The sequence below is a fragment of the Henriciella pelagia genome (genome assembly GCF_002088945.1).
GTDB lineage: Bacteria > Pseudomonadota > Alphaproteobacteria > Caulobacterales > Hyphomonadaceae > Henriciella > Henriciella pelagia.
This window is the reverse complement of the sequence record NZ_NCSU01000011.1, coordinates 347,249-372,114: the sequence shown is the minus strand read 5'-3', so window position 1 is coordinate 372,114 and position 24,866 is coordinate 347,249. Positions and strand designations below refer to the sequence as shown.

General features: G+C 56.8%; 24 protein-coding genes. 4 read left to right on the top strand and 20 right to left on the bottom strand.

What is annotated here, in order from left to right; all coding sequences use genetic code 11:
- Positions 1-11: 11 nt before the first annotated feature.
- Positions 12-392, bottom strand: a complete 381-nt coding sequence (gene yajC, locus B8746_RS11310; RefSeq protein ID WP_084393783.1) for a preprotein translocase subunit YajC — start codon at positions 390-392, stop codon at positions 12-14.
- Between the two features lie 251 nt (positions 393-643).
- On the opposite strand from yajC, the gene B8746_RS11305 reads away from it, so the two are divergent.
- Both B8746_RS11305 and B8746_RS11300 read left to right on the top strand, forming a co-directional pair.
- Positions 644-1,234 carry a TetR/AcrR family transcriptional regulator gene (locus tag B8746_RS11305; RefSeq protein ID WP_084393782.1) on the top strand — a complete coding sequence of 197 codons (591 nt, stop codon included), beginning with the start codon at positions 644-646 and terminating at the stop codon, positions 1,232-1,234.
- Between the two features lie 6 nt (positions 1,235-1,240).
- Positions 1,241-1,996, top strand: coding sequence for a lysophospholipid acyltransferase family protein (locus B8746_RS11300; protein WP_084393781.1), 756 nt, complete (start codon positions 1,241-1,243; stop codon positions 1,994-1,996).
- A gap of 14 nt (positions 1,997-2,010) precedes the next feature.
- Here the strand turns inward: B8746_RS11300 and B8746_RS11295 are convergent, their stop codons facing one another.
- The 9 genes from B8746_RS11295 to B8746_RS11255 all read right to left on the bottom strand — a co-directional run bounded on the left by B8746_RS11295 (position 2,011) and on the right by B8746_RS11255 (position 9,979).
- Positions 2,011-2,370 carry a HesB/IscA family protein gene (locus tag B8746_RS11295; RefSeq protein WP_084393780.1) on the bottom strand — a complete coding sequence of 120 codons (360 nt, stop codon included), beginning with the start codon at positions 2,368-2,370 and terminating at the stop codon, positions 2,011-2,013.
- A 35-nt stretch (positions 2,371-2,405) separates the two neighbouring features.
- Complete coding sequence (locus B8746_RS11290; protein WP_233124188.1) at positions 2,406-2,783, bottom strand: SUF system Fe-S cluster assembly protein; 378 nt, start codon at positions 2,781-2,783, stop codon at positions 2,406-2,408.
- A gap of 27 nt (positions 2,784-2,810) precedes the next feature.
- Positions 2,811-4,028: an aminotransferase class V-fold PLP-dependent enzyme gene (locus tag B8746_RS11285; RefSeq protein ID WP_084393778.1), complete on the bottom strand. Its 1,218-nt coding sequence runs from the start codon at positions 4,026-4,028 to the stop codon at positions 2,811-2,813.
- 9 nt (positions 4,029-4,037) lie between these two features.
- Positions 4,038-5,279, bottom strand: a complete 1,242-nt coding sequence (locus tag B8746_RS11280; RefSeq protein WP_084393777.1) for a SufB/SufD family protein — start codon at positions 5,277-5,279, stop codon at positions 4,038-4,040.
- Positions 5,276-6,037: a Fe-S cluster assembly ATPase SufC gene (gene sufC / locus B8746_RS11275; RefSeq protein WP_084394219.1), complete on the bottom strand. Its 762-nt coding sequence runs from the start codon at positions 6,035-6,037 to the stop codon at positions 5,276-5,278. Before sufC ends, B8746_RS11280 begins: the two co-directional genes overlap by 4 nt.
- Positions 6,038-6,102: 65 nt before the next feature.
- Complete coding sequence (locus tag B8746_RS11270; RefSeq protein ID WP_143434583.1) at positions 6,103-6,639, bottom strand: hypothetical protein; 537 nt, start codon at positions 6,637-6,639, stop codon at positions 6,103-6,105.
- A 250-nt stretch (positions 6,640-6,889) separates the two neighbouring features.
- Positions 6,890-7,294 carry a nuclear transport factor 2 family protein gene (locus tag B8746_RS11265; RefSeq protein ID WP_084393775.1) on the bottom strand — a complete coding sequence of 135 codons (405 nt, stop codon included), beginning with the start codon at positions 7,292-7,294 and terminating at the stop codon, positions 6,890-6,892.
- Positions 7,294-8,835: a Fe-S cluster assembly protein SufB gene (gene sufB, locus B8746_RS11260; protein WP_084393774.1), complete on the bottom strand. Its 1,542-nt coding sequence runs from the start codon at positions 8,833-8,835 to the stop codon at positions 7,294-7,296. The genes B8746_RS11265 and sufB overlap by 1 nt, the downstream gene beginning before the upstream one ends.
- Position 8,836: 1 nt before the next feature.
- The gene (locus B8746_RS11255) at positions 8,837-9,979 is read right to left on the bottom strand and encodes a cysteine desulfurase family protein (RefSeq protein ID WP_084393773.1); all 1,143 of its coding nucleotides are present in this window, start codon (positions 9,977-9,979) and stop codon (positions 8,837-8,839) included.
- A gap of 117 nt (positions 9,980-10,096) precedes the next feature.
- On the opposite strand from B8746_RS11255, the gene B8746_RS11250 reads away from it, so the two are divergent.
- Complete coding sequence (locus B8746_RS11250; RefSeq protein ID WP_084393772.1) at positions 10,097-10,864, top strand: alpha/beta hydrolase; 768 nt, start codon at positions 10,097-10,099, stop codon at positions 10,862-10,864.
- Here the strand turns inward: B8746_RS11250 and B8746_RS11245 are convergent.
- Entirely contained in the window at positions 10,861-11,988 is a 1,128-nt protein-coding gene (locus B8746_RS11245) for an anhydro-N-acetylmuramic acid kinase (RefSeq protein WP_233124184.1), read from the bottom strand. The genes B8746_RS11250 and B8746_RS11245 overlap by 4 nt on opposite strands.
- A 49-nt stretch (positions 11,989-12,037) precedes the next feature.
- Between B8746_RS11245 and tyrS the strand changes: the two genes are divergently transcribed.
- Entirely contained in the window at positions 12,038-13,291 is a 1,254-nt protein-coding gene (gene tyrS / locus B8746_RS11240) for a tyrosine--tRNA ligase (RefSeq protein WP_084393771.1), read from the top strand.
- Here tyrS and hflX read toward each other — a convergent pair whose 3' ends face one another.
- The 9 genes from hflX to B8746_RS11195 all read right to left on the bottom strand — a co-directional run bounded on the left by hflX (position 13,292) and on the right by B8746_RS11195 (position 24,817).
- Positions 13,292-14,623 carry a GTPase HflX gene (hflX, locus tag B8746_RS11235; protein ID WP_084393770.1) on the bottom strand — a complete coding sequence of 444 codons (1,332 nt, stop codon included), beginning with the start codon at positions 14,621-14,623 and terminating at the stop codon, positions 13,292-13,294.
- Positions 14,620-14,874, bottom strand: coding sequence for an RNA chaperone Hfq (gene hfq, locus B8746_RS11230; protein ID WP_084393769.1), 255 nt, complete (start codon positions 14,872-14,874; stop codon positions 14,620-14,622). The genes hflX and hfq overlap by 4 nt, the downstream gene beginning before the upstream one ends.
- A gap of 74 nt (positions 14,875-14,948) precedes the next feature.
- A complete protein-coding gene (locus B8746_RS11225) occupies positions 14,949-16,349 on the bottom strand; it encodes a TrkH family potassium uptake protein (RefSeq protein WP_084393768.1) in 1,401 nt (466 codons plus the stop codon).
- A 34-nt stretch (positions 16,350-16,383) separates the two neighbouring features.
- Entirely contained in the window at positions 16,384-17,757 is a 1,374-nt protein-coding gene (gene trkA, locus B8746_RS11220) for a Trk system potassium transporter TrkA (RefSeq protein WP_084393767.1), read from the bottom strand.
- A gap of 3 nt (positions 17,758-17,760) precedes the next feature.
- Positions 17,761-19,149, bottom strand: coding sequence for a nitrogen assimilation response regulator NtrX (ntrX, locus tag B8746_RS11215; protein WP_084393766.1), 1,389 nt, complete (start codon positions 19,147-19,149; stop codon positions 17,761-17,763).
- Positions 19,146-21,341 (bottom strand): sensor histidine kinase NtrY-like, encoded by a 2,196-nt coding sequence (locus tag B8746_RS11210; RefSeq protein WP_084393765.1) that lies wholly within the window; start codon positions 21,339-21,341, stop codon positions 19,146-19,148. The genes ntrX and B8746_RS11210 overlap by 4 nt, the downstream gene beginning before the upstream one ends.
- Positions 21,342-21,417: 76 nt before the next feature.
- Positions 21,418-22,776 carry a sigma 54-interacting transcriptional regulator gene (locus tag B8746_RS11205; protein ID WP_084393764.1) on the bottom strand — a complete coding sequence of 453 codons (1,359 nt, stop codon included), beginning with the start codon at positions 22,774-22,776 and terminating at the stop codon, positions 21,418-21,420.
- Positions 22,773-23,825: a two-component system sensor histidine kinase NtrB gene (locus tag B8746_RS11200; protein WP_084393763.1), complete on the bottom strand. Its 1,053-nt coding sequence runs from the start codon at positions 23,823-23,825 to the stop codon at positions 22,773-22,775. The genes B8746_RS11205 and B8746_RS11200 overlap by 4 nt, the downstream gene beginning before the upstream one ends.
- Entirely contained in the window at positions 23,822-24,817 is a 996-nt protein-coding gene (locus B8746_RS11195) for a tRNA dihydrouridine synthase (RefSeq protein WP_084393762.1), read from the bottom strand. The genes B8746_RS11200 and B8746_RS11195 overlap by 4 nt, the downstream gene beginning before the upstream one ends.
- Between the last annotated feature and the right edge of the window lie 49 nt (positions 24,818-24,866).

Here is a 24,866-nt window from a genome sequence, read left to right as displayed (position 1 = left end):
CGTCTGGTGGACTAGGAAGCTTTGGAATCGTTGGCAGCAACCGGTTCATTCTTGCCACGAACGTCAGCAATCATTCCCTTGACGATACGCACGCGAACGCCCTCTGCGATATCAACGCTGACTTCCTGGTCCGTTACCTTGGCAACTTTACCAATAAGGCCGCCGGACGTGATCACTGTATCGCCTTTCACGACCGCTTCGATCATCGCGCGGTGTTTCTTCTGGCGCTGATTGGCCGGCCGGATCAGCAGAAAGTAGAAGATCAGGATTAGCGGCACAAAGAAGATGAGCTGCGCCAGAAGGCCACCGCCGCCGGCTCCCTGCTCCTGCGCAAGCGCAACAGGCGCAAAAGTGAGCGACATCAGGCCCATCGCGGCCAATCTCTTGATCATGGTATCTCTCCCCGGAAATTCAGGCTCGTGCCTATATCTGTGAAGGGCATACTTTGCAAACAAGTCCGTTCAAGCAATCAGCGCAGTTCCTCGGGAAATTTGCTTCGCTGCCCGCAGCTATGCGGCCGTCAACTCGTCGGATGCCTCCGCCTATGGCCGCTCGGAAGCATCATTCCGGGAAAAATTAGTAAGCGCTTACTTGCGTTTTTCCTCAAGCGGGCATAGATACCCAGCGAATAGAGGAATACGACATGCCCGATTCCACTCTCCCCAATAAACGTCGACGATCGGCCAAGCCAAGAATCGAACGGGCCGCGCTCAAACTTTTCGTGCACGACGGATTCGACGCTGCGACAACGCGGGAAATTGCAAATGAAGCTGGGGTATCTGAGGGTGCCCTCTATCGTCACTACAAGGGCAAGGACGAGCTTGCCCTGTCGCTCTTCATGACAATCCACAACCGTCTCGGCGTAATGCTGAGAGATGCGCTCGCATCAGAAGGCACGATTGAGCAAAGGATTTATCGCGCTGTTGAGGCCTATTGCCAGCTAGCAGATGAAGACTGGCTACTTTTCTCCTTTCACCTCGTATCTCTGAACCGATACCTGCCGAACGATACGCGACGAGATGACGACCCAGTCAGCATCCTCGAAAAGATTGTCGCAGCCATGATGGAAGCAGGTGATGTGCCAAAGAGCGACCCTGCAGTCGTGGTTTCAATGTGTCTTGGCGTGGTAATGCAGACAGGACTCTCGAAGATCTACAACAGGATCAGCGGACCGATGTCCGACCATGTCGACATCCTGTCAAAAGGCGTCCTTGCTGTGCTGATGCAGAAATAGACCGACATGATTCGCGGCATCCTTTTCACAGGCGTGTACTATATTCTGTCCGTCATCTACATTCTTGTGGCAATGGCGACGCTTGCGCTGCCCGGTCGCAAGGCAACGCAATTCGTCATCCGCTCCTATACGCGCGCGGTCCGGATCGCTCTCTGCCTGACGGCCGGCATTTCCACCGATGTCCGCGGAAAGCAGCACTTGCCGGAGGGGCCTTTCATCCTGGCAGCGAAACATCAGAGCTGGGGCGATGGATTTCTCATTTATCCTGAGGTGGCCAATCTGTCCTTTGTGACGGGTGACCATCTGGAGCGATTTCCCCTGGTAGGCCGAATCCTGAGGAAGCTGGGCGCCATCATCATCGACACTTGTGGTGGAGGTGACCGGAAAGCCAGATCGCTTGCTGAAGGCATGGAAAAAGCCCGGGAGCAAGGCATTCGTATTCTGGTATATCCGGAAGGCCATCTTGCGGCTCCTGGCACACATTATCGATACAAGGCCGGTGTGTGGCATATGCAGAAGGCGATGAACGTGCCCGTGATTCCGGTCGCAACCAATCTGGGCCAGTACTGGCAGCAGCAGAAACTGAAAAAACGTCCGGGTCGGGCTGTGGTGGAATTCCTGCCACCTATCATGCCGGGCCTTCAAAAAGCCGAGTTTCTGGAAACTCTCACAGACAGGATCGAAACCCGCGTGTCCGAGCTGTTTGCTGAGGCCAGCCGCGGCGAGGCCAGCACATCAGTCCTGCTGCCCGATCCTAATTGAGCGTTGCCCGCATTTTAGCCTGCCACTGCAGGAACAATTGTCACGCTTTCACCGCAGCCGCAGGCATCTGTCTGGTTAGGGTTCGAGAACACAAATTTCTCATGCAGAGCCGTCGTCTCGAAATCGACGACCGATCCCAGCAGGAACAGGACCGCTTTCGCATCAACGACGATCTGCACGCCTTTATCTTCGACGATTTCATCCATAGCGTCCGGGGCACTGACATAGTCCATGACGTATTCCATGCCGGCGCACCCACCATTTTTTACGCCAACACGCAGATAGCCGGCGCCTTTTTCCGACATGATCTGCTTCACGCGATCAGCGGCGGCATCGGAAAGTGTAACGAGTTGTGGTCGAGGTCTTCTGGCCATGAGCGTTAGATGAGGTCCGGCTTGGAAAATTTCAATCAGAGCATGTTCAGGGCAAGTCGCGCTTCGTCCGACATCCGGGAGGGGTCCCATGGTGGATCGAAGGTGAGGCGCACTTCAACATCTTCAACGCCTTCGACTGTGCGGGCGGCGTTTTCAACCCAGCCAGGCATGTCGCCCGCCACGGGGCAGCCCGGCGCCGTCAGTGTCATGTCGATATCGACCTTACGATTGTCATCGATATCGACCTTGTAGATGAGCCCAAGTTCGTAGATGTCGACCGGAATTTCAGGATCGAAGACCGTCTTGAAGGCTGCAATGAGAGCGTCAGTCATACGGTTCAACTCATCCTGCGGAATCGCAGACACATCTTCTGCGGCGCTCGCTTCTGCAGCGGCCTTTGCAGTTTCGCTCATTCTCATATCATCTGCCATGTGGGCACCTTATAGCAGCATTCCACGCGCCTTGTGGAGAGCTTCGATGAAAGCGTCCACATCGGCATCGTTGTTGTAGACGGCGAAACTTGCGCGTGCGGTCGCTGTAGTACCTAGATGGGTCATGAGAGGCTGAGCGCAATGGTGTCCTGCACGTACAGCGACGCCATATCGGTCCAGAAGCTGTGCTATGTCATGGGGATGAATGCCCTCAATGCTGAAGGACAATATCGGACCCTTGCCCGGCGCATGACCAAATTCGGTCAGGCCGTTCACTTTTGCCAATTCGCTGGATGCACGCGCGTATAGCGCATGCTCATGGTCGCGTATGGCCTGCTTGTCGAACTGGGAAAGCCAGTCAATGGCTTCCCCAAACCCAATGGCCTGAAGAATTGGCGGCGTACCAGCTTCGAATTTGTGAGGCGCTTCATTGTAGGTGACGCGGTCTGTTTCGACGATTTCGATCATTTCCCCACCACCCTGATACGGGCGAAGACGCTTCAGGGCTTCGGGCTTGCCGTAGAGCGCACCGATACCGGTCGGGCCATATATCTTGTGAGCCGTCAGTACATAGAAATCGCAATCAATGTCCTGCACATCAATGTCGAGATGGACGCCTGCCTGGCACCCATCGAACAGCACCTGTGCACCGGCTTCATGGGCAAGAGCTGTAATCTCTTTTGCGTCTGAAACAGTGCCGAGTACATTCGACATATGTCCGATCGCAACCATGCGTGTGCGGGGGCCCAGCATTTCGCGGAAAGCATCCATATCGATGCTGCCATCCTCCAGCAGCGGCGCCCATTTTAGAACGGCGCCGTGACGTTCTCGCAGGAAGTGCCAGGGAACAATATTCGAATGGTGCTCATATACGGACAGGATAATTTCATCGCCGGGCGATATGTCCGCAGCAAGACCAGCCGCCACCAGATTGATGGCTTCCGTGCCACCTTTGGTGAATATAATCGTTTCGGGCGATGGTGCATTGATGAAGTGCTGGACTTTCGAGCGCGCCCCCTCATAGGCCTCGGTGGTCTCATTCGCCAATGTATGAAGACCGCGATGCACATTCGCGTATGCTGTCCGGGCCTGCTCGCTCATCTTGTCCAGAACGCGGTCGGGTTTCTGCGCACTTGCGGCGTTGTCCAGATAGGCCAGAGGGCGTCCATTCACTTCGCGCCGAAGGATTGGAAACTGGGAACGGATCGCTTCGATATCTAGAGGCATGACGCCGCCTTATCCCTCTGCACGCAAGAAATTGCGGGCCTCATCGATCATCTGGTCGCGTACGGCTTCATGCGCCGTCTGCAAAGCTTCCACAATAAACGCTTCGGTCAGCAAGGCCCGTGCCTCGACTGCCGGTATGCCTCGCTGCCGCATGTAAAAGAGAGCAGCCTCATCAAGCTGGCCGGACGTGTTTCCGTGGGCGCATTCGACATCGTCTGCATATATTTCAAGTTCCGGTTTCGCGAACACTTCTGCACCGTCCTCAAGCAGCAATGCCTGATGCTGCATATCGGCATCGGTGAACTGTCCGATGCTGCGCGGGACCAGAAACTTGCCCTGAAACACGCCGCGCCCGCCTTTGCTCACTGCGCCCTTGGTCAGTTGCCGCGTCGTGCACGAGGGGGCCGCATGCGTCACATGACTGGTAAAATCTATGTGATGGTCATCACCCGCCAGATATGCCGAATTCAGCTCCGCATGGGCTTCAGCGCCCTCAAATCTAACATGGGTCTCAACACGGCACACTTTCGCGCCAAAACCAAGCGCAGTCTGAACAAACGACGCCTTCTCCCCAAGCACAGCCGTCGCGGTAATACCCACAGATTGCGCCGTCGACGCACGCTGGACAAAGGTGCGGTCGACAGACGCGCCACTCTGGAGCCGAAACTCAATCAGTGTCGACGAAAACGCGGCATTGCCCGAGTGCGCCTCGATCAATCTCACCGAACAGTCAGGCAGGATATTAAATGCCAGGCGCGCGAAAGCCGTTTCCGCCGGAGCGCTCGCAAAGTCGAGGAAGATGGGTTGGTCCACCTTCCCTGAAATTTCGATCGAAACAAAATCGGATGAGGAATCCTGTCCTGTCATTGATGCAGTGAGCTGTCCAAGTGGCAGGCCTTCGATGGTCTTCAAAGGTGTAGCGTCCGACTGTCGATGCGCTGAGACACCTTCGGGCAGGGTCTCTGGAAGTTTCCATGCCACTCCATCAAATATCAGGACACACGCGCCCTCAGGCACCTCCACAGTCTGCTTTGCAAGGTCGATGGACGGCGTCTCCAGATTCGTCAGAGCGGCACGAATATCCGTCCACTTCCACTGCTCCATCCGGCGGTGCGGAAGACCTGTTTCGGCAAAAAGACCAAAAGCAGATGTCCGGCTATTAGTAGCTCTCATCGCGCGACAGCGATCAAAAAGCTTCTTCTCAGCAATAGTCGGGTTTGAGAGCGGATTGGAGGCGTCGGCTATGGTCAAGCTGGCTCTCCCAGAACTCCGTCATAGCCTTCCTTTTCAAGGCGAAGAGCCAGGTCTGGCCCACCTGAGGCCACGATCCGGCCTTTTGCGAGCACGTGGACACGATCTGGTCTGATGTAGTCGAGAAGACGTTGATAGTGGGTAATGACAAGCATGCCCCGGTCAGAACGCCGAAGGACATTTACCCCGTCCGCTACTGTTTTCAATGCATCGATGTCCAGGCCTGAGTCTGTCTCATCCAGGATAGCGAAACGAGGCTCGAGCATCATCATCTGGAAAATCTCAAGCCGCTTCTTCTCACCGCCGGAAAATCCGACATTAAGCGGCCGCTTCAGCATCTCTGCATCGATGTTCAACGCGGCGCCGACTTCCCTCGCCTTTTTGATGAACTCCGGCGCGGAAATCTCATCTTCCCCCCGGAGCTTTCGCTGCGCGTTCATAGCTGTTCTCACGAACGTCATGACGGGAACACCGGGAATCTCGATCGGGTACTGGAACGACAAGAACAGGCCTTTAGCGGCGCGTTCTTCTGGCTCCATGGACAAAAGATCCTCTCCCTCGAGCGTCGCGGAGCCTTCGGTAACCTCATAGCCTTCCCGACCGGTCAGAACATATGAGAGTGTGGACTTGCCGGCACCGTTGGGCCCCATGATGGCATGTATTTCACCTGCAGGTACCTCGAGAGACAGGCCATTGATGATCGGCTTTGCCTCGTCGCCCTCGCCTACGGTTGCGTGCAGATTCTGAAGATTCAACATGCTGCGCATGTAGAGACATACGTGCCGAATTCAAAGCCTGTTTATGCGGCGAATCGGCACGACCTTCAGCGAATATTGCTGAGACCATAGAAGTTCTGGCCAGAAACGGCAGTCTCAAGATCAACGGGTTCTACCAGCAAGGTGCCGATGAAATGCAGGCTCTCCTCCTTACCCATAAGCACACGCTTCAGCGCCGTATTGATCGGCGTCGCTACACCTTGGGGGCCGACGAGGACGAAACTGTCGAGACCAGGCTCGACGCCATAGTGTTCGACAAAGTACGGATTGGCGCTCAGAAAACTGTCAAAGCGCTGCCAGTTCCAATTGAGCGAGGAATTTGCCCGGATGACTTCGCCAAGGTACAGGCCGGCGAACATCACCGAATTATCGCCGCGCCCATCGCTGACCAACGACTCACCCGCACGCCCCTGATCGGCCTGCAGTTTATTGATGGTATGAATGTCATTCAGCCATCGGTCCATGATTTTCAGGCTCTCAAGAGAGAAGTCTAGGTGACGCTTGTCGAGCCGGTTCGGTAGGAGAATTAGCTCGTCTCCTGAAGGTGCAAGAAATGCGTCGAGGGATGGACCGATATCAGACACGGCGACATCCGATGAGGAAGCAACCGTTTGGCCCGCAGTAGCTCCAAACACCGAGACAGTGGCTTGAGCGCCAATCGGCAATGTCTGGCCGTATCCATTGTAGGGGATCCAGTATGGCTCCGGTTTAGCCTGCGTCGAACAGGCTCCCAGAAACACTCCCAATATGAGACACCAACGCGTCATGGTGCTCCATTCAATTCGATAAAAACTAATTGCCCAGTGTAATCAGCAATGAATGTGCCGCCAGACCTTAAGCGTCGAAATCTCGCATGAGATCGTCTTGTCCGGGTTCCAGCTTGTGCCACCACTGCTGGAATTCCGTGCAAAGCCCTTTGGCATTGAAGCGGGCCTTCAATATTCCTTCAAGCCGTACAGGGTCATCAGTCCCGGCCCTGGTGAACGCATTTTCCCAAATCGCCCATCCAACATTCGGTTCGATACCGATGACTTGCGCTGAAAATCGGCTCTCTCGTCGCAGGTTCGCCATTTCATCAATCGCGGAACGAATGGCGGCGCGCCCCTTTCGTGGAGCATTGAAGGGCGCTTCATAAAAAACCGCATTGTTTGAGAAAAGCGCTGCGAAGGCGAGCCCATCCATCTCATCAAGCGCTGTTTTCAGCTTGTCGAGCCAGGACGCGAATGCAGCTGCTTCCATCAGCCAACACTACCTTCGAGACTGACTTCGAGCAGCTTCTGGGCTTCGACCGCAAACTCCATTGGCAAGTGCTGCATCACGTCACGCACAAACCCATTGACCAGAAGCGCAACCGCCTGCTCTTCGCCGAGACCTCTCTGACGTGCATAGAATAGCTGGTCTTCAGACAGCTTGGTCGTCGTCGCCTCATGCTCCAGCTGCGCATTGGCGCATCGATTCTCGACATATGGAACCGTGTGGGCGCCGCAGTCTCCGCCGATCAGCAAGGAATCGCATTGCGTGAAATTCCGTGCCTTGGAAGCCTTTTGATGCACAGAAACAAGCCCGCGATAAGTGTTGTCGGACCGTCCGGCGGAAATCCCCTTCGAGATGATTCGGGATCGAGTGTTCTTTCCGAGATGGATCATCTTTGTGCCGGTGTCCGCCATCTGACGTCCGTTCGTCACTGCAATCGAGTAAAACTCTCCGACGCTGTCGTCTCCGCGCAGGATACAGGACGGATATTTCCAGGTCACCGCAGAGCCAGTCTCAACCTGCGTCCAGCTGATCTTGGAGCGGGGACCTCTGCAATCGCCGCGCTTGGTTACGAAATTGTAAATTCCGCCTTTGCCATTCTCGTCGCCGGGCCACCAGTTCTGGACCGTTGAATACTTGATCTCGGCATCCTCGAGCGCAACGAGTTCAACAACTGCGGCATGTAGCTGGTTTTCGTCCCGCATTGGGGCCGTACACCCTTCCAGGTAGGAAACATAGGCGCCCTTGTCGGCGATGATGAGTGTGCGCTCGAATTGTCCTGTATTCTCAGCATTCATCCGGAAATAGGTGCTGAGCTCCATAGGGCAACGCACGCCTTCTGGCACATAAACAAATGTGCCATCGGAAAAGACCGCACTGTTCAGCGTCGCAAAGAAGTTGTCCGACTGCGGCACCACCGTGCCGAGATACTTACGGACCAATTCCGGATGTTCGCGAAGCGCCTCGGAAATCGACATGAAGATGACGCCGGCCTTCTGAAGCTCCTTCCGGAACGTTGTCGCCACCGAAACCGAATCGAACACGGCATCCACAGCAACTCGCGTTCCGGCGGGCTGCGTCGTGCCGCGGGCATCCGCAGCCGTATCAGCGGAACCTTCAACCCCAAGCAGGACTTCCGCTTCCCGCAGAGGGATACCAAGCTTTTCGTAAGTCTCGAGGATTTCCTTTGGAACATCGTCGATGGACTCGTATTTCGCGCCAGTCTTGGGCGCTGCGTAGTAATAAATGTCCTGGTAGTCGATCTTCTCATACTCGACCATTGCCCAGTTCGGCTCTTCCATGGTCAGCCAGCGCTCATAGGCTTTCAGGCGCCACTCCAGCATCCATGCTGGCTCGCCTTTCTTTTCAGAGATGAACCGAATAACATCCCTGTTGAGCCCTTTCGGCGCGTATTCAGTCTCGATGTCCGTGGCAAACCCGGCCGAATAATTCTCCGATTGCAGCGCTTTTGCGGCTGCAACGGTATCGGCATCGATGCCATCCTTAACCCTGATATCGTCAGCCATGTCAGGCTGTCTCCTTCATTCTGCGCCGGTCAGCGACCTCCAACCAGGCTGCCGCGGTTCTGCGAAAATCTTCTTCAGAACTCTTCCAACCATAACTGGTGCGGATTGCACACTCCGCAAGTGAGTCTGGTACTCCCATTGCAGCCAGCACCAGAGACCGTTTGACCTTTCCACTCGAGCAGGCCGACCCTGATGAAACTGCTACGCCAGCCAGGTCCATGGCCATGACTTGTGTTTCAGCGCGGAAACCTTCCGCGGCGAAATTTGACGTGTTGGGCAAGCGTGCAACGGATTCACCAAAGATCGTCACGCCTGCCACTGACTTGAGTTCAGCTTCCATCGCGTCACGCCATTCCGCAAGTTTGTCCATAAACATATAGTTACGGTTAGCGGCCTCTGCAGCAGCTCCAAAGCCAGCAATGCCTGACAGGTTTTCTGTCCCTGAACGAAGCGACCGTTCCTGCCCGCCTCCCAATAGGCCGGCCATAAGCGGCGCCCCGGCGCGCAGCCAAAGAGCCCCTGCCCCCTGCGGCCCGCCAGTTTTATGCGCAGATAAAGCAACGTAATCAGCGCCTAATAGAGAAACGTTCACCTGGATTTTTCCGAGCGCCTGAACAGCGTCGCAAATCACCAGGCCGCCCGCTTCATGAACTATGGCCGCAGCTTCCGCAACGGGCTGGATCACGCCGGTCTCATTGTTCGCCATCATCAATACGAGGATGGGCGTACCCGAAGCTGTGAGGTCCCAATTTCTTAGCCTTTGCTGAAGCTGATCAAGATCAAGTTGACCGTTCGTGTTGACATAGGCGGTCTCGACTGGCGCATTCGCGAAGCCGGCATTCTTTGCGGAAGCTTCATGTTCGATCGCCGAGACCAGCAAGGTACAATCACCGTCCAGCTTCCTCACAGAACCGTGGATGGCAAGGGCAATCGCTTCTGTTCCGCCAGAGGTGAAAATCACGTCCTGCGCAATTCCGCCAATGGCTGCTGCCACCTGGGACCGGGCGGTTTCCAATACCTTGCGTGCCGCTCGCCCCGGGCCGTGGACGCTCGAAGGGTTGGCACCGATGTCCAGCGCAGCCATCATTGCAGTGTGCGCTTCAGGCCGCAGCGGAGCAGTGGCGTTGTAGTCTGCGTAAATCATGGCTCACCCATATGATAACACGCGCACGGCTTACACAAAAACTTGCATTTCCTTGCGCGTTTCACGTAAAGCGCCTCCTTCCAGATCTTCTAAGCGCTAGTCAGAGAGGCGCCGTACATGGCAGAACTCATCATTCCCGGTCCCGCAGGTCGAATTGAAGCTCGTTACACCGAGCCGCCGCAGGAAGGCGCGCCGATCGCACTCATCCTGCATCCGCACCCGCGCGCTGGTGGCACCATGCAGGACCCGATCACGATCCGCCTGTATCAGATGTTCGAGAAGCGCGGCTTCGGCGTGCTGCGCTTCAACACGCGCGGTGTCGGTCGCTCGCAGGGCGTTTATGATCAAGGCGTCGGCGAGCTCGAAGATGCCGCCTATGTTCTCGACTACATGGAAAACCTCACCGAAAGCCCGCGCTTCGTCTGGTGCGCCGGTTATTCCTTCGGAGCCTGGATCACGCTTCAGCTTCTGATGCGTCGCCCGGAAATCGACGGCTTTCTAGCCATCGCGCCGCCGTGTAACCATTATGACCTCTCATTTCTCGCTCCTTGTCCGGCCTCCGGTCTCATTATCTCAGGCGAAAGCGACAAGATCTCCGGCCCCAAAGACGTCGAGCGCGCCCTCACCAAGGTTCGCGTCCAGAAGGGTGAGGTCATTGAACGCGACTCTGTTGCTGGTGCGAATCATTTCTTCCAGGGCAAGCAGGACGAGCTTCTGGCCCTTTGCGAAACCTATGTCGACCGCCGCCTGATCGAAGACGAGCAGAAGATGCGCGCTGAAGTGGACACGAAAAAAATACGTGGACAGGCCGCAATCACCAACAAGGCCGATGAGGACGATGGCGAACTCGACGGCGACGATGGCGACATCGACGACGAGGACTAGGGCAAAACCTTGCCGCCTGTCATGGGGTGAGCGACGCCCGTCGTACCCGGCCAGCTGATCGGTAGCCCGCGCAGCGCCCTGACAGCCAGAAACGCAAATGCCTGCGCTTCGATGGAATCACCGAGCCATCCTGCCTGTTCGGCAGTCTCCACAGGGCATGGAATACGCCTTTGCAGCTCTGCCATCATAATCGGATTATGCCGCCCACCGCCGCAGACGATCAGCCGTTGAGGAGGCGACTCCAGGCGCTTTACGGCCTCAGTCACTGCTTGCGCTGAGAACGCCGTCAACGTGGCTGCACCGTCCTCTAGCGAAAGACCGCTGGCGAGGCCTGCATTGAAGTCAAACCGGTCGAGGCTTTTCGGCGGCGAAATTGCGAACCATGGGTGAGACACCCATTGGTTCACGAGGTCTTCGTGCACCGTGCCTGAGGCAGCAAAGGTGCCGCCTGCATCGTGGGTTCCAGCATTATGGCTCTCGACCCACTCGTCTATCGGGCCGTTTGCCGGACCGGTGTCGAAAGCGAGCAGCTCTCCGTCGGGCCTCATGCAGGTAATGTTGGCCACGCCTCCCAGATTAAGCACGGCAGCGCTCCGACCAGCGCCTCCCATGCGCAAGAGAGCCGCATGGTAAGCTGGCGCCAGCGGAGCGCCCTGCCCGCCTGACGCGACATCTGCGCTTCGAAAGTCGTATGCGAGTGGCACGCCCAGACGCGCGCGTACAGCCTCCGCATTGATGAGCTGAAGTGTATCTCCTGTCCGCCCGCGCATGGGCGGGCGATGGAGCACGGTCTGGCCATGCACACCTGCAATGGCCGGTCGGTACATCGCCTCACTGATCAGCGAATCCCACGCTTCTCCATGCGTGCGAGTAACAACCGAGCGTGCAGCGCTGAACTCAGTTTCAGGGCGCGCTCCGGCCCAGTTCCATGCTCGGGCCGCATCCGTTGCCTTCTGCAAGACCCGACGCTCCTCAGCAGTATATTTTCGTTCGGCGACGGGGCCGAATTCAAAGATCTGTTCACCATCGGTCAAAATAAGAGCGCCATCGACGGCATCGATCGATGTGCCCGACATGAAACCTGCAGCCCACACAGGCTCAAATTCATCAGTCTGCTGTTCCACTTTTCACCTTACCCGTGCTAGCAGCGCTCTCGATAATGGAGTTCGCCGTATGAGCCAGTACAAATCTGAGTTTCTCCGCACGCTCGAGGAACGTGGTTTCATCAAGCAGATTACACACCCGGGCGCATTGGACGAGTACTGCAAAACGTCCGTGCCGGTCGGCTATATCGGCTATGACGCAACCGCCGACAGCCTCCATGTCGGCCATCTCGTGCAGATCATGATGCTGCGACACCTGCAAAAAGCGGGCGGCAAGCCGATCGTCCTGATCGGCGGCGGAACGACCAAGGTCGGAGACCCGACCGACAAGGAGAAACAGCGTCCGGTCCTGACTGACGCACAGATTGCGGCGAACATGGCTGGAATCAAGAAAGCCTTCGAGCCTTTCCTGACGTTCGGTGACGGGCCGAACGATGCAATCATGCGTAACAATGACGACTGGCTCGGCCAGGTTGGCTATCTCAACCTTCTCCGGGAGATCGGAGTCCACTTTACCGTCAACACCATGGTGAAACAGGAAACAGTGGCGCGGCGGCTGACGAACGAGCAGCCCTACACCTTTCTCGAATTCAACTATCTCATCATGCAGTCGTATGATTTTCTTGAGCTTTTCCGGCGCGAAGGCTGCCGACTGCAGCTTGGAGGATCTGACCAGTGGGGCAATATCGTTGGCGGAGTGGACCTGATCCACAAGGCCGAGGGGGGCGAGGCATTCGGCCTGACGGCGCACCTGATCACCACCGCATCCGGTGCCAAGATGGGCAAGACGATGGACGGCGCCGTCTGGCTCAACGCAGACCGGAAAAGCCCGTACGAATACTGGCAGTTCTGGCGCAACACCGAAGATGCCGATGTCGGCCGCTTCCTGCGTCTCTTCACCGACCTGTCGCTATCAGAGATCGAAGCACTTGAAGCGTTGGAAGGTGCTGAGATCAACACTGCAAAGATCGCCTTGGCCAACGCCACGACCACCCTGCTGCATGGTGAGCGGGCGGCGAAGGAAGCCGAACGCGCTGCATCTGCCGTCTTCGGCGGCGGCAGCGTGGACGAGGCACTGCCGACAACTGACGTCCCCCTGGCTGATATTCAGGCAGGGCTGCTGACGGCAGCGGCGTTTACGGCGGCTGGCTTGACGCAATCGAACGGTGACGCCCGCAGACTGATCAAACAAGGGGCGGCCAAAGTGAATGACGCGACTGTTTCGGACCAGAATGCTGTGCTTACAGGGGCGGACATTTCGAATGATGGCGTCATCAAGCTGTCAGCGGGCAAAAAACGACACGCCCTCATCAAGCCAGTCTGATCAGACCTTCTGCAAGGCTGCCTTGAGGGCAGGAAATTCGGTCGCAAACCGGCCCCGGTGTTTCTCGCTGAGTGCAACGTCAATGAGCACGCGGCCATCGGGCTGCACGCGTTCTTCATTTACCGAGCCATGTTCGTAGAGCCAGGCACGCGCGGCACCATGCTCAGGATGCAAGGTAATCTCGAAGGCCTGCAGGTCTTCCTGGATGGATTGGACAATAAGAGCGATGAGAGCGTCAACGCCCTGGCCGGTAAGCGCAGATGTTACGACGGCCGGCGGTTCATGAAGATCTGAACGTGCCGACAGCATTATCGATTCCTGAATGTCCTGCGGCAGCAGGTCAACCTTGTTCCAAGCCTCAATCATCGGCGGCAAGTCCTTGCCGGACTCGTCCTGCAGCCGCTCGAGCACCTTCAGAACGTCCTGCTTTCGCTCTTCATCGAACGGGCTGGACCGGTCGCGAACATGGATCAGAAGGTCCGCATCAAGCGTTTCCTCAAGCGTTGCCCCAAAACTGTCGATCAGATGCGTAGGAAGATCGGTAATAAACCCAACCGTGTCGACCAGGGCGCCATCCCCCATCTGGGGCAGTTCGATCCGACGAATTGTCGGATCCAATGTCGCAAACGGCATGTCGCGGGCAAAGACATTTGCGCCGGTCATCCGATTGAAAAGAGTGGATTTCCCAGCATTGGTATACCCAACGAGCGCAATGACGGGAAAACCGGCCTGGCGGCGTCCGTCGCGTTGCAGGGACCGGGTCCGCTTCACGTCCTCCAACTCGGCTTTTAGAGAGGCGAGTTGCCGGTCAAGCATGCGGCGGTCAGCTTCAAGCTGCGTTTCACCCGGGCCACTGAGAAAGCCGCCGCCACCCCTCTGGCGCTCCAGGTGTGTCCAAGTCCTGACAAGACGTGAACGCTCATAGGAAAGGCGCGCCAGTTCAACCTGCAGCTTGCCTTCATTGGTGCGGGCGCGCAGACCGAAAATCTCCAGAATGAGACCTGTGCGGTCGATGACCTTCGTATTGAGGACCGTCTCGAGATTGCGTTGCTGAACGGGTGACAGGGAGGCATCCACGACGCAGAGCGTACAGCCGACGTCAGTAATGTCGCTTTTCAGTCGCTCCAGGATACCGCCCGATAGCAGGTGAGACGCGCTGGGTCTGCGGACGTGCTCGGCCCGCAGGAAAGCAAGGTTGCAACCCAGAGCTTCAACAAGACCAGCCGTTTCGTTGAGCCGTTCCCTGTCCGGGCGATCGTTAAGTTGCGTCCATGGGATGACGACCCCGGCCCGGTCTTCAGCCGGTGTGCGGTCAATTAGTTCTGAGCTCAACCGTCGTCCGATGCAGTTTCCTCATCGAACAACTGGACTGGAGCACCAGGTGCAATTGTCGAGATGGCATGCTTGTAGACAAGCTGTGGTGGGCGACCATCGCCCCTCAGCAAGACGCAGAAATTGTCAAACCAGGTCACTACGCCCTGCAATTTCACACCATTGACGAGGAAGATAGTGAGCGGTGTGCGTGATTTCCGGACTGCGTTAAGGAAGGTATCTTGCAAGTTCTGTTTTTTATCTGACGACATGATCTTGAGCCTGTTCGTTATGCTTTTTTGCAGGCGCTAACTGCATTGCATGATATTGGCAAGGCCTGCCTTGTTCAACGTCTCCAAAATGAAGCAGTTAGGAGCGGTACGAAGGCAAGAACCTCCAGTCTGCCCAATATCATGCCGAGCATGAGCCAAAGTTGCCTCAGTTCGTTGGAGCCGAGCCCCTCCAGTGCGATCAGGTTACCGGCATTGGTGAGACTGCCAATCGTATCAGCAATGGATTCCTCAAAACCGGAGCCTGTGAACGAGAAAAGCAGCAGTCCACAAACCGACGCCATGATGTAGGCAACAAGATACACCCAGATTCCCATGATGGTGCGATCAGACTGAACCCGTCTTCGAAAACTGAATTTCATGAGAGATTGGCGAAATCCCATGCGCAGGAATTCCTGCCCTACTCGCCGGCTCAGGACATAGAGTCTTGCAAGCTTGATCCCGCCGGCGGCCGAAAGCGCTGCGCCACCGATCATGGGCGGCGCCAATTGCAGGGCGAGCGGGAGCGATTGTGTCGAGACCGGGGAAACCAATGCGATCCCGCTGGTGGAAATCGCTGATAATGACCAGCCAAATGCGTTAAAGAGCTTCAGGCCCTGAGTGAATGCCAATGCGGCAAAGACCGTCAATGCTGCAAGAAATGTCAGCACTTCAGCATCAACCAGCATCCTGCGAAAATGTCCGGACGTCGCCTGAACAATTATGAAGAGTCCGAGCGTTCCGAGCAGCAGTCCAATGCTGAGACCAATGGCACGCGCTTCCCTCGTCACGTCAGATGAACTTCCGCTCGGGTCCACAAGGCCTGTAGTAAAAGCACTGACCGCGTCGAAAAACGCCGTTCCAGCTGGAATGCCGCCGATAACTTCGATCGAGAATACGAGAATCACGCACACAATCGCGACGACGACGACAGTCCGCAACACGCGCGGGATCGAGTCAAAGAAGCTCAAATCCGACAGGCTGAACAGGTGATTACGGTGAATCCCCGGCCCGTCGAGGTTCAACGCGGCCAGGACCGTTGCAGCGAAGGTAATCGTTGCAATGGCTCCCGCAAGATGAAGGATGGCCCGCCACAACAGTATCGAAGACGGTAGCGTACCAAATTCGAAGGCACTGTGACCCGTCGTCGTCAGACATGACACCGATTCATGAAGTGCAGTGACGATGCTCTGATTAGGCAAGCCAACAAGAAATGGAGGCGCACAGACCGCAGCTGAAACGAACCAGAACGCAACCATGAAAGCGAGGCCGTCAGAGGGCAGAGCCCGACGCCTGGGTGAACCGGTCAGCACCAGGGTGGATACCGACACGGTCGACATGATGACAGACGTCGCCAGAAAAGATTTGACCTGCGGCGTCTCACCGGAAATGAGCGCGACCACCGCGCAGAGGATCATGGCACTGGAATAGACCAGCCCACTGAAAGCAAGCATTCGAAAGATTGCGGCATAGTTCATGAGGCACAGCCAAAATCTACCATGATGCGGGCGATCAGAAGAAATCCGCGCTGACGCGGAAGAATTGTTCGACTTTGCTCGTCATGGCCTGCTCATAGAACAACAGCACGTGGTCATTGGCCCGGGGCGTAACGTCTGAGCCGGCGAAAACGACTTCACCATCACGAAGAACCGCAGCGGCCGTAATGCCCTTGGGCATATCGTCATATCCGAGAGACTTCCCGATAAGCGGAGAGGTTTCGAGGGTTACACCTTCTGCAATTTCTACCGCGCCATCTTCGAGCGACTGCAGGGCGAGAATTCGTCCCCGGCGCATTTTCATAAGAATTCGCGACACGGTGAGGGCTTTCGGGTCAAGCACAGCATCGACCTTCATTTCCCGGGCGAGTTGCGCCAGTTCGGGCGCGTTCACAAGCGCAAGCGTTCGCTTCGCACCCATCTGCTTTGCGAGTTTCGCGATCAGGATATTCGTCTTGTCGTCATGGGTGGTCGCGATCACAAGATCAGCTGTCGTTGCGTCGGACTCTTCAAGGATATTGCGGGTCAGCCCATCTCCATGAATCACAATTGTCCGATTCAGCTCCGATACTGCCCTTTCAGCCTGCTGCATGTCGGCTTCGATGACCCTCACACGCACATCCGACTGCTTTTCGAGCCCTCGCGCCACGTACAGGCCAACATTTCCTCCACCGACCACCACAACCTTTCGCATGTCAGTATCCGGGCGATTGAAAATGCTGTTCAAGCGGTTTGACTGGGATTTCAGCACAGCAACATAGGCGGTGTCACCGACCTTCAGATGGTCATTGCCGCGGGGCGCGAATGCGTGTCCCGCCCGGCTGATACCAACGATGCGTGCGTTTAGACTAGGGAACAGTCCCTGTATCTGATCCAGAGCCGTATCCAGTACAGGGCTGTCCGGCAGCACTTCAATACCGATCAACTGAACATCACCTCGCCCGAAATTCACGCTCATCAGGGCACCGGGGGTTTTGAAGCGTTGCAGGATCGCATCGCCCACCTCGATTTCTGGTGAGATAACCAGGTCAATCCCCAACCCCTCTCTTGAGAAGAGCGAACGCCATGCCGGCTCAAGGTATTGTTGAGCCCTGACGCGAGCGATCTTTGTGGGGATGGAAAAGAGCGTATCTGCAACCTGGCAGATCACCATATTGATCTCATCAAAATAGGTGACCGCGATGATCATCTCGCACCCTTCGGCACCAGCATTCCGCAGCACGTCTGGATGTCCGGCATGTCCCTGAATTCCGCGAACATCTATCTCGGCCTGCACTTGATCGACCAGGCGAGCATCCTGATCGATCATAACAATCTCGTGGCCTTCTCTTGCGAGACGACGGGCAATGCCCTGGCCGACACGGCCAGCGCCACAAATTATAACCCGCATAGTTCAAGCTTCCGTACGGTTCGCAGACGCGTTTACACCAAGAGCTTTCAATTTTCTATGAAGGGCTGAACGCTCCATGCCGATGAATTCGGCCGTACGGGAAATATTGCCATCGAACCGGGTGATCTGAAGCGTGAGGTATTCGCGTTCGAACTGTTCTCGAGCATCTCGTAGCGAAAGACCAACCAGTTCAGCCGACGCCGAAGGTCCAGACCGGCCATCGGCCACTGGGCGTTCCTGTGGCAGCTCATCTACAGAAACCGGGCGCTTCGCGTCATTGGGCGACAGGATCAGAATACGCTCCACGAGGTTTCGCAGCTGGCGCACATTGCCAGGCCAGTCCATGGACTGCAGGACAGCAATCGCCTCAGGAGAGAAACTCCGCGGATTAAGTCCTGTGCTGTCGGCGATCCGCGCGGCAAAATGCGCAATGAGGTCAGGAATATCGTCCCGCCTCTCCGACAAGGGAGGAACTTTGATCGGCACCACACTTAAACGGTAGAACAGGTCTTCGCGGAACCGCTTCGCCTCTATCTCTTCTTTGAGGTCCTTTGTGGAGGCGGACATAACGCGCACATCCACCCTCACATCCGACTTTCCGCCAACCCGCTGGAAACGCTGCTCCGTCAGGACCCGCAGAATTTTATTCTGTGTCCCCAGAGGCATGTCAGCGACTTCATCGAGAAGCAGCGTGCCATCATGCGCTTTTTCGAACAGGCCAATGCGAGTCGGGCGCCCTTCGCTATCTTCTTCGCCAAACAGTTCCTGTTCCATCCGGTCCGGCGCGATATTAGCGGCATTCACTACAACGAACGGTCCTTCCCTTCGGTTGGAATGCAGGTGGATGAGCCGGGCGGCGAGCTCCTTGCCAGCGCCAGCGGGGCCAACAATCATGACCCTGGAATTTGTCGGGCCTACCTTTCCGATCGACGATCGCAAATTGGTTGCCGCATGGCTGTCGCCAATCCAGTCATCGCTGCTGCCGACCATGTTGCGCAGTGAAGCATTCTCACGCTTCAGCGCGGTCGATTCCAGGGCGCGGGCGACCAGGTGAAGCAGTCTGTCGGCCTTGAACGGCTTCTCAATGAAGTCATAAGCGCCTCGCCGGATCGCCGCCACGGCCGTCTCGATATTGCCATGTCCGGAAATGACGATGACGGGGATCAGCGGGTCAATCGATTTCAGGAACTTGAGCAGTGATAGCCCGTCCATGTCGCTACCCTGCAACCACACGTCCAGGATGACCAGGCCCGGTGCCCGCATTCGAACTTCTTCCAAAGCCTTTTCGGCGGTTGCTGCACTGCGCACCGCATAGTTCTCGTCCTCCAGGACGCCGGCGATGAGCTCTCGGATATCCGGCTCATCGTCCACGATCAGGATGTCGGTACTCATTTGTTTGCCTCCGCAAATTCTGGTTCGGCGCTTGCGATATTATCTGCATTTTTGGGCAGGATTATCCTGACCAGCGCTCCGCGTTTTCCCTCAGCCCGCTCCTGCAGTGAGATAGACCCGCCATGGTCCATGATAATCCGGTTCACAATGGCAAGCCCAAGGCCGGTCCCCTTCTCCCGCGTTGTCACATACGGTTCCAGCAGCCGCTCCCTTGCCGCTTCAGGAAATCCCGGACCATTGTCTTCGATGACCACTTCGATCGTGTCGTCATGATCAATCGTTTTGACCTCGATGAGACCCGCAATTTCCACTTCCTCAGGAAGGCGGTCGATCGCTTCCGCAGCGTTCTTCACGATATTGCCAATGGCTTGGCTCAGCAGGCGCTCGTCGCCTGTAATGACGAGGGGCCGGGAGCCATGGTTGATCTCCACTTGAATGTCAGGACTGACCACATTCTGGGCAAACCCCGTCTCTTCAATCAAACTCGCTAGGTCGAAGCTCTCAAGGGTCGGCTTTGGCATCCGCGCAAAGCCGGAAAACTCCTCAACCATGCGCCCAATGTCCGATACTTGCCGCATGATAGTGTCCGTGCACTTTTCAAAGACGAAGTCATCTTCAGGGATGTATTTCGTGTAACGTCGCCGAAGCCGCTCTGCCGATAGCTGGATTGGCGTCAGCGGATTTCGTATTTCATGCGCAATCCTGCGGGCAACATCGCGCCATGCGAGTTGACGCTGGGCATTCACCAGCCTGGTAGCATCATCGAAAGTCAGTACCAATCCACCTGACGTATCCTTTGTCACCTTAAGTCTGAAATGCCGGTTGCCATTGGGGTCAGAGACATCCAGCGAGGCGTCAATTGGTTGACCGTTGGCGAGCACTTCCTCGGAATAGCGCTTGAAAGCGGGGGCAATGTCGATGAGATTCGCCCCTTCAAGTTCCGTTTCCGTACCGAGCAGCTGTGCCGCTGAAGGGTTTGCAAGCGTGATGCAGAGCAGGTCGTCCACCCGGATCACGCCAGCACTGACTTCGGCTAGCAATGTTTCAAGAAACAGTCGGCGATCTTCCGCCTCTTCTCTTGCCGTCACCAACGCAGAACGTTGTGCGCCAAGTTGCTCCGTCATGACGTTGAATGACCGTGTCAGCGCGCGCACCTCATCCTTGCTGCCTGGCAACGGCACCCGAATATCGAGGTTCCCGTCCCGCACCGACTGGGCAGCAATGGCAAGACGTCCGATCGGCCCGGTAATGCGTCCAGCGGCTTCCAGCGCGAGCCGAACAGCCAACAGCAGGACGAGCACCACAATTTGTCCATATGCAATCACGAAGAGCGCTTGCGACCGCGCACTGACTTCTCCTGCGGCGCGGTAGTCCTCCAGCGCCTGCTCGGCGCGCCTTAAGCGGGCAAATGCTTCCCGATCCAGCGGCTTGGCGAGATACAGATATGTGTTCTCCATGCCATCTAGCGCGATCAATGACGTCGCGAAGCCATCCGCCTCCTGAAGGGACAACACCACTTCCCCGCGCTCGGCTTCTTCGTATGCGGAGGCGGTGGGCCGTCTGAAATATCCGCTACCGCTAGTATTTTCGCCGATGGCCAGTGGCAGTCCACCATCGTCAATAATGTACGCCGCCGGCATGTTCCGGACATAGGCCTGGATCCCTAGATAGGATGCAAAACGTTCAGGGTCTTCGGTCAGCCCCTCAAGCGCGTTGTTCACGTCCGTTGCCATTAGACGCGTGTCTTCTTCCAGGACATCGCTGTACTCTTCGACATTCTGACGTGCGACGGTTGCCGTTTCCTCGACAAGCGTGACGATCCGTTCGCCAAACCAGGTGTCGAAACCACGAGAAATGGCGGCCCAGAGAAAGACGGAGACAACAAGCGCCGGAATGGCGGCCGACAGCCCGAAAAGGAGAAGAAAACGGCGCGCAAGCCGTTCGCCTTCTTCACCGCGTTTCGCGGTTCGGGTCGCCACGTAGCGCTGGACAATGATCAGCGCCAGAATTCCGATGATCAGGGCGTTTGCGACAAGCAATACCTGAACATCGCGGTTGACCGGATCGATGGGATCCATGTCCGAAACCGCCACAAAGGTGACAGTTGCCGCCAGGAATGCTGCAACCAGAAAAAGCCACTGGAAGAGCGTCCAGCCTGATTGCGAATTGTTGGACTTCAGGAACCCGACCAAACTCGAACCTCACACGTGCGGCTGTGCTCAATCCGCAACACTGAGGATTTAGAGCAACAGAACGCCGAAAGGTCAATTATTCGTCTGCGATCCCAAGAGAGTTAATCCGCGCTCGAAGTGTGTTACGATTGACGCCGAGCAGGGCGGCGGTCCGGAGCTTGTTGCCCGAAGTGACTGAAAGAGCGAGCTTTATCAGCGGACGCTCCACCTGCTCCATGACCTCCTGGTGGATTTTGCTTTCATCAGGTGAGGCTTGCAGAAGGTCGGCCATCACGAAGCGGTGCAACAAGGCTTCCACTTCCTTTTCAAAGCTGGAATTCGATGAAATGTCCTTGAGCGCCTCGGCACGCAATTCCCTCTCGATCTCCCTCTGCGAAATGACGGCGTCAGGGCTGAGCGCAGCCAGACGCATGATGAGGTTTTCGAGTTCACGCACATTGCCCGGCCAGTCATAGGCCATCATCAGGTCCATTGCGGCCGGCTCAATCTGCTTGGACGACAGGCCTTTGCGGTGGGCCCTCATCAGGAAGGCGCGCACAAGTTCCGGAATGTCTTCCTTCCTCTGGCGCAGGGGCGGCATGAAGATCCGAACCACATTGATCCGGTAGAAAAGGTCTTCACGAAAGCGCCCTTCATCGACCAGCTTTGCGAGCGGCTGACGGGTGGAGGCAATGATGCGCGCGCCCCCGGCTTCTCGCATGAGTTTCACAAGCTGTGTCTGGGCTTCGGCTGGCAGGTCACCAATTTCATCAAGATACAGCGTCGCTTCCTTGTCGAAGGCAAGGCCCGGCTCGGTTTCGGTACCAAACAGGTCGCGGCTGATCTGATCGGTCGGCATGGCAGCCAGATCGAGAGCCTTGAACTTTCCATTCTTGCCACTGCCAAGCTGGTGTATCGCCTGTGCGGCAAGCTCCTTGCCGGTTCCTGACTCGCCTTCGATAAGCACAGTCAGGTCAGTGTTCATCACCCTCGAAATGATCCGATAGACCTCCTGCATGGGATCAGACCGACCGATGAGCGGAAGATTACCTTCGACGTCCGACGATGCCGATGCTGCATCCTTCTTCACCGGCCCCTTCAGCGCCCGGCCAACCAGGCTCGACAACTGGTCAATGTCGAATGGTTTCGGCAGGTAATCAAACACGCCATGACGCGCAGCGGATGCCGCGGTCAGGATGGTATTCTGACCGCTCATTACGATGACGGGGAGCTCTGGGCGCGCCAGCTTGATTGATGGAAGCAATTCGAAGATCGCTGTGTCACCGAGATACACGTCCGTGACGACGACATCGCCCTCCCCATTGCGTATCCAGCGTTCTAGCGCGTCGGCCGAACTGGTGGCTCTTACCTGGTATCCTTCAGTGACGAGCGTCTGGTTGACGACAAGCCGGATGCTGGCATCGTCTTCGGCAAGCAGGATGGTTTTCTGGCTCATGGGCGTTGATCCTGTTTCATGGGCAGGAAGACCGAAAAGCGTGTCTGTCCTGGCCGGCTCTCAACTTTTATACGGCCCTCATGGGCCGCGACGACCTCGGAGACGACGCTGAGACCAAGCCCCCTGCCCCCGGCTTTTGTCGATGAAAACATGTCGAACATCTGTTCTCTCTGGCGCGGTGGAATGCCTTTGCCATTGTCTTCGATTGTCACGCGGATGGCGCGCTGCAGACGCTTTGCGTTCCGTGTCTTGGAAAACGCGAAACCAGTTTCGAAGGCCGTCTGCAGTGTGACCTGACCGCCACCATCACTTTCCGAGGCGGCCTCCGCCGCATTCCGGACGATGTTCTGGAAGGCCTCATGAAGATGATCTTCATCTCCCAGTATTTCCGGCAAGGATGGGTCATAGGCCCGCCTGAGCCGGATGGCACCGCCGTGGGCAGCTTCTTCCGCAATCAGCACCTTGTCCAGCAATTCATGGATATTGAACCGGTCCCGACGGGGAGACGAGAAGAGCTCGAACGCTGAGAGACGACTGACGAGCCGCTCGATGCGGTGGGCTTCGCTGCGAATGATATCGAGGAGTGGCGCCTGCTCTTCATTTGCACTTCGCAGCAAGAGTTGCGCAGCACCCGAAATACCAGCGAGCGGGTTTTTGACCTCATGCCCAAGTATGCGGCCAAACCCGGAAATACCGACCGCTCCGCCGGCAGGATCTCTTGCGGGGGATTCCGATATGACAAGGATTGCTCCATTCGGAGAAATAGGCCGTAGTTTCACATCGTACAGCCGATTGCCCGCGATCGCCGGCCCAGACACGGCAACGCCGTGGGCACTGACATCGCCTTCCTGGTCGTACACGCGGTCGAGTAATTCAAAGAGCGGAGAATCGTGAAACACGAATTCGCTGAGGGCTTTGCCTCTGAGGGTCGATTCCGAATGGCCCAGCACCATCTGCGCTTCAGTATTTGCGGCCTCGATACGTCGGCGGGCATCCAGTTGCAGCAGCGCAAATGGGGCAAGGTCCGAGAGGTTCAGTGTGGCCATCATGCGGCAAGGCTCCGCTCTTCCAGATATATGTCACGTAGCGCGCCGATCAGCGTCACCGGATCTTCTATTTGGCATACGGTAGACCGCGTCTCGCGGCGCTCCTTTTCGCTCCAGCTTGTGTCGAGGTGGTCAATCGAAGCCGAAATGTGTTTTCGCACGATCTTCGCTCCCAGTTGAACGCCATAAAGCGATAAGCTGTCCTCAATCTGTTCGACGAGACTATCGAGCTTCGTCTCTCTATTGGGCTCCATGAAGCTCTGGCCACGCAGGTCCGCTGCAATTTCGCCAAGCACCCAGGGCCGCCCCATCGCCGCACGGCCGACCATCACGCCATCTGCCCCGGACAATCGCAGCGCTGCACGAGCGCTATCCGGTCCATCGATGTCCCCGTTCGCGACGACAGGAACCGTAACTGCATCCACCGTATCACGGATCGCTGCCCAGTTTGCAGTTCCCTTGTAAAACTGACATCTCGTGCGACCGTGCACCGTAATCATTCGCAAGCCGACACTCTCTGCATAGCGCGCGATTTCGGGCGCATTAAGCAATCCATCGTCCCACCCCAGTCGCATCTTTAGCGACACCGGGCGACCAGCCGCCCCCTCAAGCGCCGCGTCAATGATCGACCGCGCAAGATCTGGTTCTCGCATCAGGGCTGACCCTGACTGCCCGCCCGTCACCTGTCTTGCCGGACAGCCCATATTGATATCGACCTGGTCGACACCGGCTTTCGCCACGAGAGCGGCGCCGGCACGCATGTCTTCCGGCTTGCGGGCCGCGAGTTGAACGATCCAGCGGCCTTTTCCCTCATGTCGGCACGTGCGCCGAACCATATCCGGCCGAGCTGCTGCGAGCGTTTCTCCGGCCACCATTTCAGATACAACAGCGTCAGCGCCGAACCGGACGGCCTGACGACGAAACGCCGCATCCGTCGAGCCCGACATTGGAGCAAGCCACACGACCTCTGCCAAATTATTGTGCACTGTACCCATTACCGTTTTCTCACTCATCTTGCTGCATTGCACAATAGGGAAGCACTAT

Bases quoted from the DNA above. Each gene is read 5' to 3' on its own strand.
- yajC (WP_084393783.1), bottom strand. From the start codon at position 392: ATGATCAAGAGATTGGCCGCGATGGGCCTGATGTCGCTCACTTTTGCG.
- B8746_RS11305 (WP_084393782.1), top strand. From the start codon at position 644: ATGCCCGATTCCACTCTCCCCAATAAACGTCGACGATCGGCCAAGCCA.
- B8746_RS11300 (WP_084393781.1), top strand. From the start codon at position 1,241: ATGATTCGCGGCATCCTTTTCACAGGCGTGTACTATATTCTGTCCGTC.
- B8746_RS11295 (WP_084393780.1), bottom strand. From the start codon at position 2,370: ATGGCCAGAAGACCTCGACCACAACTCGTTACACTTTCCGATGCCGCC.
- B8746_RS11290 (WP_233124188.1), bottom strand. From the start codon at position 2,783: ATGAGCGAAACTGCAAAGGCCGCTGCAGAAGCGAGCGCCGCAGAAGAT.
- B8746_RS11285 (WP_084393778.1), bottom strand. From the start codon at position 4,028: ATGCCTCTAGATATCGAAGCGATCCGTTCCCAGTTTCCAATCCTTCGG.
- sufC (WP_084394219.1), bottom strand. From the start codon at position 6,037: ATGTTGAATCTTCAGAATCTGCACGCAACCGTAGGCGAGGGCGACGAG.
- B8746_RS11265 (WP_084393775.1), bottom strand. From the start codon at position 7,294: ATGGAAGCAGCTGCATTCGCGTCCTGGCTCGACAAGCTGAAAACAGCG.
- sufB (WP_084393774.1), bottom strand. From the start codon at position 8,835: ATGGCTGACGATATCAGGGTTAAGGATGGCATCGATGCCGATACCGTT.
- B8746_RS11255 (WP_084393773.1), bottom strand. From the start codon at position 9,979: ATGATTTACGCAGACTACAACGCCACTGCTCCGCTGCGGCCTGAAGCG.
- B8746_RS11250 (WP_084393772.1), top strand. From the start codon at position 10,097: ATGGCAGAACTCATCATTCCCGGTCCCGCAGGTCGAATTGAAGCTCGT.
- tyrS (WP_084393771.1), top strand. From the start codon at position 12,038: ATGAGCCAGTACAAATCTGAGTTTCTCCGCACGCTCGAGGAACGTGGT.
- hfq (WP_084393769.1), bottom strand. From the start codon at position 14,874: ATGTCGTCAGATAAAAAACAGAACTTGCAAGATACCTTCCTTAACGCA.
- B8746_RS11225 (WP_084393768.1), bottom strand. From the start codon at position 16,349: ATGAACTATGCCGCAATCTTTCGAATGCTTGCTTTCAGTGGGCTGGTC.
- trkA (WP_084393767.1), bottom strand. From the start codon at position 17,757: ATGCGGGTTATAATTTGTGGCGCTGGCCGTGTCGGCCAGGGCATTGCC.
- ntrX (WP_084393766.1), bottom strand. From the start codon at position 19,149: ATGAGTACCGACATCCTGATCGTGGACGATGAGCCGGATATCCGAGAG.
- B8746_RS11205 (WP_084393764.1), bottom strand. From the start codon at position 22,776: ATGAGCCAGAAAACCATCCTGCTTGCCGAAGACGATGCCAGCATCCGG.
- B8746_RS11200 (WP_084393763.1), bottom strand. From the start codon at position 23,825: ATGATGGCCACACTGAACCTCTCGGACCTTGCCCCATTTGCGCTGCTG.
- B8746_RS11195 (WP_084393762.1), bottom strand. From the start codon at position 24,817: ATGGGTACAGTGCACAATAATTTGGCAGAGGTCGTGTGGCTTGCTCCA.